Genomic DNA, 13491 nt, shown 5'->3' with positions numbered 1-13491 from the left:
TATTTGCTATATCAAAGCTATATAATGTGATGTATTTATCGTCGTTTATCCGTATAAAATAAGTTGTGAGACCTTGATTATGGTACCACTTCTCAATTTGAAAAACGTGCCTCATAACATCATTAGAGGAGATGAGAGTTTGAAACGCTCTACTAAACCTATCATTGCAATTTCTAGCTCGATTGAATTCCATAATAATATTCCAAGTGTTCTTCTACATGAGAAATATATTCATGCAGTCATTGAAGCAGGAGGGATACCAATCGTCATTCCAATGGGTATTGAGGGAATGTTTGAACATTTGGTTGCTCAATGTGATGGTGTTATTTTAAGTGGTGGAGAAGATATTGACCCACATTATTATAAAGCACATCCTCATCCAAAGTTACAAAAAACGAATGGGAAACGTGACAAAATGGAGATTGAACTCGTTCAAATTGCAAGAAATCAGCAAAAGCCGATCTTAGCAATTTGTAGAGGTGTTATGATCGTTAATGTTGCTTTAGGAGGAACTGTGATACAGGATATTGAAACAAGTATACCTAATGCAATCAACCACTCTCAGAAAGCTGCAAGGTCAGAAGCCACTCATAATATTCAGATTGATAAAACAAGTCGTTTGTATCAAATTTTCAAGTTGGCCAAAATCCGTGTGAATAGCATGCATCATCAGGCTATTGATGAGCTTGCACCTACCCTTAGGAAAGCAGCTGTTGCTCCAGATGGTGTGATTGAAGCGGTTGAAGGAAAAAGTGAATCCACCCTATTATTAGGTGTTCAGTGGCACCCTGAGGAAATGGCTAGCGAAGATCGGAGTATGACTCATCTATTTAAAGAGTTCATTGCTGAATGCTTACATAACAGAAAGTTAGGAAGGATGGATGAGATTAAAGATGGATACAAGTAATTATATTTGGTATGCGAGTTATGGTTCTAATTTAAGTAAGGATCGCTTCTTGTGTTATATAAGAGGTGGAAAACCAATGGGTTCTGAAAAAGTAGAAGTTGGTTGCACGGACCAGTCACCTCCATTAAAAGAAGCAACATACGTAATGAATTATCCTCTCTATTTTGCAAAAGAATCACATCGTTGGCAAAAGCAAGGAGTCGCTTTTATCGGATTAAGTAAGGATGAGAAATACAAAACCTATAGTAGGAAATATTTAATAAAAGAAGAGCAATTTATGGATGTAGTTAAACAAGAAAATAACGGGGTTGAATTACATATCGATTTAAATGAAGTAATGGAAAATGGGTACAAGACCCTTAGAGATTCTTGGTATGGAACGATTCTATACTTAGGTAAAGAGGAAGGAATCCCCATCTTTACGTTTACAGCTGATTGGGACCTAGATGTTCCTTTCAATAAACCGTCTAACGAATATTTAAGGATGATCATAGAAGGTTTAAAAAAGAATGTGAAGCTTAGCGGTCCAGAAATTATCGATTATTTATGTGTGAAACCAGGTGTCACTGGCCATTACAATTACAAAGATATTGAACAATTAATTAAGTGATTGGAAAGGTACAGGCTAAAAGTAACTACTCTAGTCAAATTACTTATCTCGCTGTAGATCTATTGATGAATCATTTTCCTACATATTGATTTATAAAGGTGTTTAGTTGAAGATGCAGTGGTTTATCCCTTATAATGATAGAAATACAATTCGGAGGTAGATTATGTCAAAAGAGAGTTCATTTGATATTGTTTCAAAAATTGATTTATCAGAAGTGACCAATGCAGTCACGATGGCAACGAAAGAAATTCAAACCCGATACGATTTTAAAGGAAGTAAAAGCAGCATAGCTTTTGAGAATGAAGAACTTGTGTTAGTATCCGATGATGAGTATAAATTGGAGCAGTTGAAAGATGTCTTAATCAGCAAACTCATTAAGCGTGATGTGTCTATTAAGAATATAGATTACGGCAAGCTTGAAGGTGCTTCCGGTGGAACAGTTCGTCAACGTGCTAAACTCATACAAGGTATTGATAAAGAACAGGCGAAAAAGATCAATACGATCATAAAAAATAGCGGTGTGAAAGTGAAAAGTCAGATTCAGGATGATCAAATCCGTGTTACAGGCAAAAAACGTGATGAATTGCAAGCAATCATAGCGGCAGTACGCGGAGCAGACTTGTCGATTGATGTTCAATTTATTAATTATCGCTAATTTTTGATACGTTCTTATCGGAACCTAAGCAATATTTGATACTACTATCGTTAATATGAGGTAAATGCGAGAAGGAATACAACTGGAAATGCGAATGGTTATTAAAATGCAGGCTCACTTACGATGAGCCTGCATTTTTTAATTCAGAGGTGAGCTATCTTTTATCGATTCTCTTATTCTGCTATTCTTACTAATACGATAATCTTCTGGGGTTGACTAAGTTGGAATGCTTCTTGTTATAATTAAGTAAAAATACGACCTATTTAACGGGAGATTGACAATATTATTTTGCTCTAGGAGCACTGTTAAATGCAATGGATTTATGTGCACCATCGCAAAATGGTTTGCTATTCGATGCACCACATCGACAGAGAGAGAAGGTTGGCTTGGTTGTATAAATATTTCCTTCTGCATCAATGAGTTCTACATCACCTGTGACACGAATCGAGCCATTGTCGTTCACTTTTACGATAACCTTATTGCCTTCGCTCAAAAAAATCACTCCTTCATTTTTGTTATTGACCGATGTGGACAAAGAAAACAATGAAAAAATGAAACAGGATTAAGCTGAATTGCGTTTTGCTTTTTTTACGTGAATATTTTTAATTTTCGCAATGTTTAATACATAGTTATCGTCAGTAACGATGCATTCCTCACCATTGATATTGAGGCGATACATTTCCTTTCTAACATCTGACTTAGTAGTGAAATCAACTTTCTGTCCGCTAATAAATTCGACGGATACTTGAAATTTTCGCATACTAATCAGCTCCTTTAAGAAAGTATAACACGTTTCTGTAGATATCTATAATTTCCTTCTTATCAGTAGTCATGATTAAGCTACTTTCTTATTAAAATAAGCAGAGTGAAGTAGTTGAATGAATAGGAAAATGCAGAAGGCTTTCTCAATGTTGAAGAGAAAGCCCATTTTTATTTTTACATGGTTTGTGCTGTTTTGTGTGAGGTGTATCTAAACCATGTTACGATCATTATTTAGTAATCTTATTCATGAAAATATCAATTTATGAAAACGCTTGCAAGGTTTCCTCTTTAAACTATATAATGATTATATAGTTTAAAAAATGACAGATTGAGAAAAAGGTCGATAAAATTCTTGTTCAAAAGGAAAAAATAAAACAATAAAGAGGAAAGGGGTTGGTAAGATGGTAACGACAGAAGAATTAATACAACAATTTGAGAATAAGTTACAAAGAGAGCTTACAGAAGAAGAAGTAAGCTTTATTCAATGGATGGTTGCATTACAGTCTCATGAAGCATCAGCTTAAATTTCAAGGAAGTACTTCTTCATATACTCCATAACATCATTCTTCATCAAATGAGGGAAAAGGTTCATCTTCTGTCGATAGCCACGACAGACAATTAAGTATATACACCGTTGTTCGACGTTACCTTGGTCATACACAGTGATTCCTTTTTTGAAAAGTGTTTTTTTAACCTTACCTAAATCCATTCCTACTTTGTTAATGACCTTCTCCATAAATAGAATATAAGGTTCAGTAAATTTCACTTTTGAATTCTTTACTTTCTCAAGATCTTGCACCAAGATTTTTCTAACTAAGGGGAGATAAATAAAGTCAAATATTAATCTTTCCTCTTCCTTATTTAACATACAAATCACCTTTTTACTTCACTATACAAGAACTAATGTTCGTTTGTCAATTCTCCTTCATACTAACGTCTAGTAAAACCATCTAATCGAAAAGGGCTATACGTGTCGATTGAATGAGCCATTATAGCCCCTGATTTGGGAAGATGCTTTCTTAATTCTCGACAAGCATTCACTCTGTAGTCATTAAGATGTGTGATGTTGGAATCATACTTAACGAGAACCTCAGCCATGACAGAGATAGAAGTAACACGCTCATTATGTCTTTCATCAAAGTTCGTCTTAATAATACGTACGTCAGTAACTTTTACGGTGTTGCTTCGAACATTTTTTAAGATATTTAAACGATTAACTAACTCCTCGCTCTGTTCATCTGGTTTTGAATATAAGTAGATGCTAGCTTCACAAAAGGCTTTTCCTCTATACAAATAATAACCCCCTAATTAACTTTAGGTCCATTTTAGCAGAAAGAAAGAATTTCGAGCAATTAGATAAGGATCAGTATGTGTTTAGAGATTGTGTGAATTAGAAGTGATTTCGATTTGGTTGGCGGAAGAGAAAATAATCAAAAGTATGATGTGAAAAGGTAGGTGGGGGGAACTCCAGCGCTTCCCTGAAGCTAGTACGTTAGCTCCTGTTGAATAGCGCTGGAGAGCAATAATTAAAGTGAATAGTCTATTTCTCTAATGTTGTCTTTATATTGCTCTCTAATTTGGCTCACTTCTTCTCTCATTTGCTCCTGTGCAAGTTCCTCAGTATCTGAAGAGCCAAATTGAAGGATATAATCACCATTTTGTAAGAACGCTGTTACTTTCCAATGCACCATAGACATCTCCTCCTGAAAGTAATGTAACAAAAATATATTCACGTAAATCCAAAATAATGATGAAATACAATTGAATAATTTCATCTAATATACTCAAGTTCCTATATAATCATGCAATGAATTTACTAAATAGATAGAACAGGCTCAATTAAAGATTAGAAATAATACAATAATAAAAGAGAGCGCTTTCTACTTTGCTGTGTTATTAAGTATGCGGACAAGGGGGAGAACAATGAAAAAAGAAGAGAAACAACGTTTTGAAACAAAAGCGGTCCATGCAGGGTATGATTCAGAACGTCATTTTGGTAGCTTAACCCCACCCATTTATCAAACATCGACCTTTACTTTTTCTTCGTTGGAGCAAGGGGCGAAGCGTTTTGCGGGTGAAGAAAAGGGATATATCTATTCTAGGCTTTCCAATCCAACCGTTTCGATTCTAGAAGAACGTATAGCACGATTAGAAGGAGGTGAAGCGGCACTTGCATTTGCTTCTGGCATGGCAGCTGTATCTGCAGCATTAATAGGAATTACGAAGATGAATGATCATATTCTATGTTCAAAAGGGGTTTACGGCTGTACGTTTGGACTGTTACAGATGCTTAAGGAAAAATATAATATCGATCACCACTTCCATAATATGATATCTGCAGAAGGGATCCTTTCCAATATTCGAGAAAATACAACTTGTATTTTTATTGAAACACCGATCAATCCAACTATGAGAGTAATTGATTTAGAATTGGTTACAACGGTTGCTAAGAAAAAAGGAATAAAAGTCGTCGTAGATAATACATTTTCTACTCCTTATTTACAAAAACCTTTACAAATGGGCAGCGACTTAGTCATTCATAGTGCGACGAAATACATTGGTGGACATGGTGATGTCATAGGGGGGATAATTGTCGGAAATGGTGATACGATTCGTTATTTGCAGAAAACAACTCAAAAAGATATCGGAGGAGTCATTTCTCCATTTGATGCGTGGTTGCTATTGCGTGGAATCAAAACAATTGCAGTAAGAATGGATCGCCACTGTAAAAATGCCGGGAAGCTTGCTGAGCAATTGAAAAACCATCCGAAAATAAAGGCTGTGTACTATCCTGGTGACCAAGATCACCCGGATTACGAAATCATGAAGAGACAAATGAAAAAAGGCGGGGGTCTTCTTTCATTTGAAATAGATGGGACGTACGAAGACACTGTAAACGTAGTCAATCAACTTAATCTAATACAAATCGCTGTTAGCCTAGGTGATGCAGAAACACTAATCCAACACCCCGCTTCGATGACACATGCTGTCGTTCCTAAAGAAGTGAGAAAAGAAATGGGTATTTCAAATCAATTATTACGTTTATCGGCCGGTCTTGAAGCACCAGAAGACATTTGGGAAGATTTAGAGCAGGCACTAGATTCATTACGGTAAATAAATAGGTTTAGGTGCAATAGAAAATGAACAGCAAGCCTCATTTATTATTAATGAGGTTTTATCTTTTGCTGTTATTTTTTTGCTCAGTTCATTTTCAGTTCACAATCTGGTGTTATTATTGGGTGAAATCCTCTCATATTTGATAGAGATTTAGGTTTACGAAATAAAAAAATAAGTTATACATAGAAAGTTATAAATGGAAGTGAATGAAATATTTTATCGATTAGATGAGAAACAATTGTATGCAATTAAACTTCTTACATTAGGAAGGTTCTCTTGAAGAGGTCGCTAAGTAATGCTGTATTACAAGAATGACGTTATGGAAATGGCGTCAACAACCTTCGTTTAAAAGGGCATTAGAAATTGCATGGGATGTTAAGAATAAGTAGAAGGTAAATGTATAAGGGAAAAACCCCTTTCACTTATCTCGAAAGTAGCATTTATAAAAGCTGGAGGAGTAGAGTAATAATGAATACGATTCTTGTAGTCGATGACGATGCACATATTCGGAAACTGATAAGGTTATATCTAGAAAATAGCCAATTTCCCGTAATAGAAGCTTCCGATGGGAGAGAAGCTATAGATATTTTAACGGATCAACAAGTTGCATTGGCCATTATTGATGTGATGATGCCTCATGTTGATGGAATTGAATTAACAGAAGATATTCGATCATTTTTACCGATTCCTATTTTAATGGTTACAGCAAAAGGAGAGTCACAGGATAAAGTAAAAGGGTTTAGTGCTGGAACAGATGATTATTTAGTGAAACCATTTGATCCAGTAGAGTTAATTCTACGAGTGAAAGCATTGCTAAAACGCTATAATATAGGCTCAGAAAAACTAATTAACATAGGATCAACATCGATTGATTTAGATCGACATGTGATTCAGACTCGAGATGCTACGGTACATTTATATGTGTAGTTATCATTAGTTTGATTGTTTCATATTTGATAACACACTTCTTCTTTCATGAAGAGGTCGTTTTTGAAGAAGAAATGATGAGAGTAACAGAGGGAGTAGTGAGCCTTATAGACATAACAGAAACTGAAAAGATCCCCGATTTAATTGATATGTTAAGTCATTATAATTTTAAATTGTCGATTTTGAATGAAAACAATGATCCTCCTTTTCAAGGAGATCGATCACCTGCTATTACAGATGATATGGTTTTAGAGGTTTTGCACTCATCGGATAATGCTCCTGCTATTTCACCTCATTCTAGAAGAGAAGCAACAAGGATAGTCGGGGTTCCAATTGAGGTTAATGATGAGCATTACGCATTATTTCTTACATTTGATTATCGAGAAGAATTTGCAGCGATCAAAAAAGTCATCCTCGTATCGCTACTATTAGTTTTCGTAGTAGGCAGTTTGTTAATATTTCTAGCATCCCGAAATATTGTGAAACCAATAAAAAAATTAACGACTGCAGCGAAACAAATGGCAATAGGAAATTTTTCTGTTCGGTTAAAAAGCAAAAATAAAGATGAAGTAGGTGAATTAATTACTACTTTTAATCATATGGCAACCGAGTTAGAGAAAATCGATAAGATGCGAGAAGATTTTGTCAGCAACGTATCCCATGAAATCCAATCTCCTCTTACCTCTATTCGAGGATTTACCAAAGCGATTAGAGATGATGTTGTACCAAGACAAAATCAGAAAGAATAGGATATCATTTATCAGGAAACAGAAAGGCTATCTAGACTTAGTGAAAATTTACTACGACTTGCATCACTTGATTCTGAGCATCATCCTTATCATCCAGTTCTGTACAGGCTTGATGAACAACTAAGAAGATCTGTTCTAGCAACAGAGCCTCAATGGAACGAGAAAAACCTGCAAATTCATCTAAAGTTGGATAAACTAGAAGTTTATGCTGATCAAGATCTATTAGAACAAGTTTGGTTAAATCTAATTACCAATGCCATCAAATATACTCAACATAATGGAATCATCGACATCACGATGAACAAAAATGATAATGAGATGTCAGTTAGCATAAGAGATACGGGTAAAGGAATTCCTCCAAAAGCCATCCAAAACCTCTTTGATCGCTTTTATAAAGTTGATAAGGCTCGAAGTAGTTCGGTTGCAGGAAATGGGCTTGGGTTATCAATCGTTAAAAAGATTTTGTCGATTCATCAATATTCATTGAGGTTTCAAGTGAAGAAGGAAATGGCTCAGTCTTTAAGGTCGGTATTCCTAATCAGAAAGCAGCGAAAAAAGCTTAAGCAATATATAAAGAAGTGAGAAAGCTACGAGATTGTTCATAGAAAATATCAAATTAAGCTCTGATAGAAAGTATGATCGTCTTTCATACAAGTTCATACTCATTTCATAGTAGGCGTTTATAATTAGTGAAGAAATATGTAGAAGAGGTGAAGGGATTTGATGAACTATGACAACCCAAATAGAGCAATCGGTTATGTTGCATGGCTCCAATGCAACAAATCATGTTTCTCTACAAAAGAATTTAATAGAACAGATAATAGAAAAGTTAAAGAGCCAACGTGTAATGCTGAGTTATGTAAAAGAGATAAGAGGATGGGTACATAATTGAACGGTCATTGAATAAAAGAAGTCTATAGAGAAAATAATTTTCCAATAATATTCTTTTTGAAACATGGTTGAACTTGAATTATATGAATGGAGTTACTTTTCTAAGCTTTTTTATTTGTTCAATATTAGTTCATATTCAGTTCATGTAGGAGTGATAAAATATCAAATAGGAAATTAGCCTGTATGGTTAGCAAATTATTATAACTGGCAAGAAAATATGATTCTAGTAATATGTGGAGGGTAAGAAGATGGTCGCAAAAAAAAGTATTTGGCCTATATTCATCATGATGATAATGGTCTTAGTAGGTTGCAATTCTCAAAATACTGAAAATCAAGTGTCTGCTGATGAAGAGGAAGCACCTATTCATCCGGTTGAAATCAGTGAGGTCACATCAGGTGAATTAACAAGTGAATTAACTTTAACAGGGAATGTAATGGCAGGTTCGCACATGGCAGTTTTTCCGATGTTAACAGGTGAAGTAAAAGCTGTGCATATAAAGAATGGAGATACAGTGCAACGCGGAGATGCGCTTATAGAATTAGATGCTTCTGATATAGAGTTAAGCAACGCTCAAGCAAGTGCTGGGTTAGAGGCTGCCGAAGCGAGTTTAACAAGTGCGAAAAATATGAGAGAACAAAGCATGAAACAAGCTGAGCTACAATTAGAACAAGCAAAGGACATGTATGATATGGTGGCAAATGCCGAGGCTCCTGAGAACACGGCTCTAGAAGATGTACCAGAAGAGCTTCAAGGAGTATTTGCTAGTTTACTAGGTGGGAATATGCCAACAGAACAAGATAAAACTCAAGCAAAAACAGCTGTCAAGCAAGCAGAAATGGGGTTAGAGCAAGCGAAGTCAACTGATCAAATTAAGGCTGCAGAAGCTTCTGTTAAACAGGCAGAAATTTCAAAGCAAATGGCGGAACAACAAAAGAACCAAGCTGTTGTAACGGCTCCTATGTCGGGACAAGTGACGAGTCTTTCTGTGAGTGCTGGTGAAATGGTTTCACCTCAGGCTCCGCTGATGCAATTAGTTCAAATGGATACACCGATTGTTGAAGTACAAGTAAATGAATCAATGTTACCTAGTCTTGAGGAAGGTCAGAGTGTTGTGGTTCATATTCGTTCTTACAATCAAACGTATGAAGGAAGCATCAAATATATAAGTTTGATGCCAGCTGAGCAAGCACGTACTTACCCAGTTGAAATTGAACTTTCTAACACAGATTCAAACCTCAGAGTAGGGATGTTGGCAGAAGTGAAGGTTGATACTGCTGCATTCAATGAACAAGTATTAGTTCCTGTTGAAGCTGTAACAGAAGAAAATGGCGAACAGTTCGTCTACGTTACGACTGATGGAGAAAGTGTAGAGCGCCGTATAATTACGACTAACGGTGAAACAAGAGAGTGGTTTGGGGTTGAAAGTGGACTTAATGAAGGAGAATACGTTGTTGTCAAAGGAAGTCATCAGTTGTATGAAGAGGCTCTAATTACTATTCGTAATAATATTGATCCAACATCTAATCAACAGTCAGATATAAATGAAGGCGAGCACGAAGAGACAGAAGAAGATCAATTGGAAAATCAAGAAGACCAATCAGAAGACTCTGAAGAAAGCGACCAAGAATCTTCTGCTAAAGGAAATTAAAAACGGAGGTACATTAGTTGAAGTTGATAAATGAATCTGTCAAGCGACCGGTAGGTGTTGTCATCATTACACTTGTAATGATGATATTAGGAGGAGTTTCCTTAAATGGATTAAAGGTTGATTTAATGCCAGATATGGATTTGCCTGTTGCTGTTGTCATGACACCGTATAATGGTGCTGCCCCTCAAGAGGTGGAAAATTTGGTTACTCGCCCTCTTGAAGGAGCCGTAAGTGCTACTGAAGGGTTAGATACGATGCAATCGATCTCAGCCCAAAATCAATCGGTCATTATATTAATGTATGATTTTAATACCGATTTAGATGTCGTCATGTTAGACCTTAGAGATCGGATTGATATGGTTCGTCAGGCGCTCCCTGATGGTGTTGGATCACCTAGTGTTATGCGCTTTGATCCGAACCAAATGCCAATTATGCAAATAGGCATTTCAGCGGAAATGGATCTAACGAGACTAACTCACATTGCAGAGGATTCGATTATTCCTCAAATGGAACGGATTCCAGGTGTGGCTCAAGTCGAACTAACAGGTGGGCAAGTAAGAGAAATTATCGTTGAACCAGATCTGACTATGTTACAACGAAATGGTTTAACAATATCTCAATTATCTCAGATTATTGGTGGAGAAAGTATGAGTGCTTCTGCAGGAGAGGTTGAGCGTGGAGGTCAGGAAGTACCTTTACGAATTGTAGGAGATTTTCGTACAACCGCTGACATTGAGGATATAAATATACCTCTGCCAACTGGACAGTCGGTAAAGCTTTCTGATGTCGCAACAGTAAAAGATACGTTTAAAGATACAGCATCTTTAGCTTATGTTAATGGACAACCAACGTTAAGCATCGATATCGTTAAGCAAGGAGATGCGAATACAGTAGACGTTTCCGAAGCTGTTACAAATCAGTTAGATACAATTCAACAACAGTTATCTCAAGAGGTAACATTAACGAAAATAATGGACTCTGCAGAATTTATCAATGACTCGATCAAAAGTGTAGTTATAAATATGATTCTTGGTGGAGTGATGGCGGTTTTTGTCCTTCTTATCTTTTTAAGAAGTGTTAGAAGTACATTAATCATTGGATTAGCCATTCCTATTGCATTAATTTCTGCTTTTACATTGCTTTACTTCGCTGGGCAGACAATTAATATTATTACGTTAGGTGGATTGGCATTAGGAATTGGGTTGTTAGTAGATAGTTCCATTGTCATTCTAGAAAATATTTATAAATATCGGGAAAGAGGTTACAGTCGCGTTGAAGCAGCTAAAAAGGGAGCTGCAGAAATTTCCTCAGCTGTTGTAGCATCAACTTTAACTAGTTTAGTTGTCTTTCTTCCGATCGTGTTTACAGGTGGAATAGCGGCTGAACTGTTTATGCCGTTAGCATTAACAGTTGGTTTTACATTAATTGCTTCGTTAATTGTTGCTTTGACAATTGTTCCGATGCTTTCTGGCTTGTTATTGCCGAAAATTATTGTTGAAGAAGACCCCAAAGGGTTAGCGAAAATAAGTGCTAATATTGGAAAGGTATTTGATAAAGTTGATAATCTGTATCGTTCTGTTTTAAGATGGGTTATCAATCACAAAAAAACGATTGTATTTGGAACACTATTTTTGTTGATAGCTAGTTTAGGTGGCGTGAAATTCGTCGGTGTTGAACTAATTCCAGCGTTTGATCAAGGTGAAATTTCAGCTAGCTTTGAAATGCCTCCTGGTACCTCATTGGAGGAAACAAGAGAAACTCTCACGCAGCTTGAGGAGTATTTATTACATACAGGAGTAACAGAAGTTGTCTATACCTCTGTTGGTGGAGGAGGTATGATTGGACTGGGAAACGGAGGAGACTCCAATAGTGGAGAACTCTATATCCGTCTCGTTTCAGCGAGTGAGAGATCAGTAACGACCAACGAGGTCATTGAAGAATTTAGTGAATATGCAGAAACCATTCCTGATATGGACTTCACTGTTAGATCGTTTGAAAGTGATGGCATGGGTGGGAACCCAATTGAAATAGAAATAAGAGGAGAAGACTTTGACACTCTTAACTTACTTGCAGATGATATTCGCGATATTATTAGTGAGGTGCCAGACACAACAAACGTTACGCATTCAATGGGAGAAACAAGACCAGAGGTGCAAATTCATGTTGATCGTGATCTTGCTTCTCAATATGGGTTATCATACGGAGAAGTCATGCAGACAGTTATGAACAGTGTGACAGGCGTTGTTGCGACCAAAATGAGAACGGATGGACAGGAAATTGATGTTACTGTTATTTTGCCTGAAGAATCTCGAGATAACTTTAATCAAGTACAAAATCTTCCTTTATTAACACCTGCTGGCGATACAGTATTACTATCAGCCATTGCTGATTTTGTACAAGCAGATGGGCCGACTGTTATTAACCGTCAAGATCAAACACGAGGAGTATCAATTACAGGCGATATTATGGATAGAGATTTAGGAAGCGTCATGGCAGACATAGAAACAAAACTAGACCATTATATTTTCCCAGAGGGTTATGATTATCAAACTGGTGGAGATTATGAGATGATGATGGAAGCGTTTATAGACCTGTCTCTGGCGCTAGCGCTAGCTATCTTTCTTGTCTATGCTGTAATGGCTTTCCAATTTGAAAAAGTCATGTACCCTTTTATTGTTATGTTCAGTTTACCGGCTACGTTTATCGGTATAATACTAGGTTTTGTCTTAACAGGTAGACCGTTAAGTGCACCGGCCTTTATTGGGGTCATTATGCTGGCTGGGATCGTTGTTAATAATGCCATTGTCTTAGTTGATTACATTAACAAGCTAAGAGAACGTGGGCTAGCCAGAGAAGAAGCTATATTAGAGGCAGGACCAACAAGATTACGCCCAATTCTTATGACGATGCTGACGACCGTTTTAGCAATGGTACCGCTGGCGATCGGATTTGGTGAGGGAGCAGAACTACAAGCTCCAATGGCAACAGTTATTGTGTTTGGTTTATCTTTCTCAACATTTATCACATTAGTTCTTGTACCAGTAATGTATATTTATACTGATAACTTTACGAATTGGTGGAAAGGCTTATTTTCTCGTAGAAAGAAAAGAAGGAATGAAGTCGGTCAAGAGGAAAGTTAATTTATAAATTTAAAAGAGGAGATAGTCCAAATTTGGACTATCTCCTCTGCTTTATTATCTAGGCTAAAAATGCATGAAAATAAG

At 36.5% G+C, this 13491-nt stretch carries 15 protein-coding genes; 10 read left to right on the top strand and 5 right to left on the bottom strand.

Annotated elements, in window-relative coordinates:
• Positions 1-139 precede the first annotated feature (139 nt).
• From SAZ04_RS16220 to SAZ04_RS16210, 3 genes are all read left to right on the top strand, one after another.
• Entirely contained in the window at positions 140-907 is a 768-nt protein-coding gene (locus tag SAZ04_RS16220) for a gamma-glutamyl-gamma-aminobutyrate hydrolase family protein (RefSeq protein ID WP_332697124.1), read from the top strand.
• Positions 882-1517 (top strand): hypothetical protein, encoded by a 636-nt coding sequence (locus SAZ04_RS16215; RefSeq protein ID WP_332697122.1) that lies wholly within the window; start codon positions 882-884, stop codon positions 1515-1517. Before SAZ04_RS16220 ends, SAZ04_RS16215 begins: the two co-directional genes overlap by 26 nt.
• 163 nt (positions 1518-1680) lie before the next feature.
• Entirely contained in the window at positions 1681-2172 is a 492-nt protein-coding gene (locus tag SAZ04_RS16210; RefSeq protein ID WP_332697120.1) for a YajQ family cyclic di-GMP-binding protein, read from the top strand.
• A 283-nt stretch (positions 2173-2455) separates the two neighbouring features.
• Here the strand turns inward: SAZ04_RS16210 and SAZ04_RS16205 are convergent, their stop codons facing one another.
• A complete protein-coding gene (locus SAZ04_RS16205; protein ID WP_332697118.1) occupies positions 2456-2665 on the bottom strand; it encodes a CDGSH iron-sulfur domain-containing protein in 210 nt (69 codons plus the stop codon).
• Positions 2666-2734: 69 nt separating this feature from the next.
• A complete protein-coding gene (locus tag SAZ04_RS16200; protein WP_332697116.1) occupies positions 2735-2932 on the bottom strand; it encodes a hypothetical protein in 198 nt (65 codons plus the stop codon).
• A 403-nt stretch (positions 2933-3335) separates the two neighbouring features.
• Between SAZ04_RS16200 and SAZ04_RS16195 the strand changes: the two genes are divergently transcribed.
• Positions 3336-3458 carry a hypothetical protein gene (locus SAZ04_RS16195; protein ID WP_332697114.1) on the top strand — a complete coding sequence of 41 codons (123 nt, stop codon included), beginning with the start codon at positions 3336-3338 and terminating at the stop codon, positions 3456-3458.
• Here the strand turns inward: SAZ04_RS16195 and SAZ04_RS16190 are convergent.
• The 3 genes from SAZ04_RS16190 to SAZ04_RS16180 form a co-directional block, all read right to left on the bottom strand.
• Positions 3455-3802 (bottom strand): YhjD family protein, encoded by a 348-nt coding sequence (locus tag SAZ04_RS16190; protein ID WP_332697112.1) that lies wholly within the window; start codon positions 3800-3802, stop codon positions 3455-3457. The two genes, SAZ04_RS16195 and SAZ04_RS16190, sit on opposite strands and share 4 nt — an antisense overlap.
• Positions 3803-3864: 62 nt before the next feature.
• The gene (locus SAZ04_RS16185) at positions 3865-4227 is read right to left on the bottom strand and encodes a hypothetical protein (protein WP_332697110.1); all 363 of its coding nucleotides are present in this window, start codon (positions 4225-4227) and stop codon (positions 3865-3867) included.
• Between the two features lie 233 nt (positions 4228-4460).
• Complete coding sequence (locus SAZ04_RS16180; RefSeq protein ID WP_332697108.1) at positions 4461-4625, bottom strand: hypothetical protein; 165 nt, start codon at positions 4623-4625, stop codon at positions 4461-4463.
• A 232-nt stretch (positions 4626-4857) separates the two neighbouring features.
• On the opposite strand from SAZ04_RS16180, the gene megL reads away from it, so the two are divergent.
• From megL to SAZ04_RS16150, 6 genes are all read left to right on the top strand, one after another.
• Positions 4858-6048 carry a methionine gamma-lyase gene (megL, locus tag SAZ04_RS16175; protein ID WP_332697106.1) on the top strand — a complete coding sequence of 397 codons (1191 nt, stop codon included), beginning with the start codon at positions 4858-4860 and terminating at the stop codon, positions 6046-6048.
• A 471-nt stretch (positions 6049-6519) separates the two neighbouring features.
• On the top strand, positions 6520-6978 hold the full coding sequence (locus SAZ04_RS16170) for a response regulator transcription factor (RefSeq protein WP_332697104.1): 459 nt from the start codon (positions 6520-6522) through the stop codon (positions 6976-6978).
• Between the two features lie 11 nt (positions 6979-6989).
• Positions 6990-7727 carry a HAMP domain-containing protein gene (locus SAZ04_RS16165; RefSeq protein WP_332697102.1) on the top strand — a complete coding sequence of 246 codons (738 nt, stop codon included), beginning with the start codon at positions 6990-6992 and terminating at the stop codon, positions 7725-7727.
• A gap of 186 nt (positions 7728-7913) precedes the next feature.
• Positions 7914-8309: a sensor histidine kinase gene (locus SAZ04_RS16160; protein WP_332697100.1), complete on the top strand. Its 396-nt coding sequence runs from the start codon at positions 7914-7916 to the stop codon at positions 8307-8309.
• A gap of 557 nt (positions 8310-8866) precedes the next feature.
• A complete protein-coding gene (locus SAZ04_RS16155) occupies positions 8867-10267 on the top strand; it encodes an efflux RND transporter periplasmic adaptor subunit (RefSeq protein ID WP_332697098.1) in 1401 nt (466 codons plus the stop codon).
• A 17-nt stretch (positions 10268-10284) separates the two neighbouring features.
• A complete protein-coding gene (locus tag SAZ04_RS16150; RefSeq protein ID WP_332697096.1) occupies positions 10285-13407 on the top strand; it encodes an efflux RND transporter permease subunit in 3123 nt (1040 codons plus the stop codon).
• The last annotated feature ends 84 nt before the right edge of the window (positions 13408-13491 follow it).

The sequence above is a fragment of the Halalkalibacter lacteus genome (genome assembly GCF_036663595.1).
Lineage (GTDB): Bacteria > Bacillota > Bacilli > Bacillales > Bacillaceae_D > Halalkalibacter > Halalkalibacter lacteus.
Note: the sequence above shows the minus strand (reverse complement) of the source record. Positions and strands in the feature narration are given on the sequence as shown.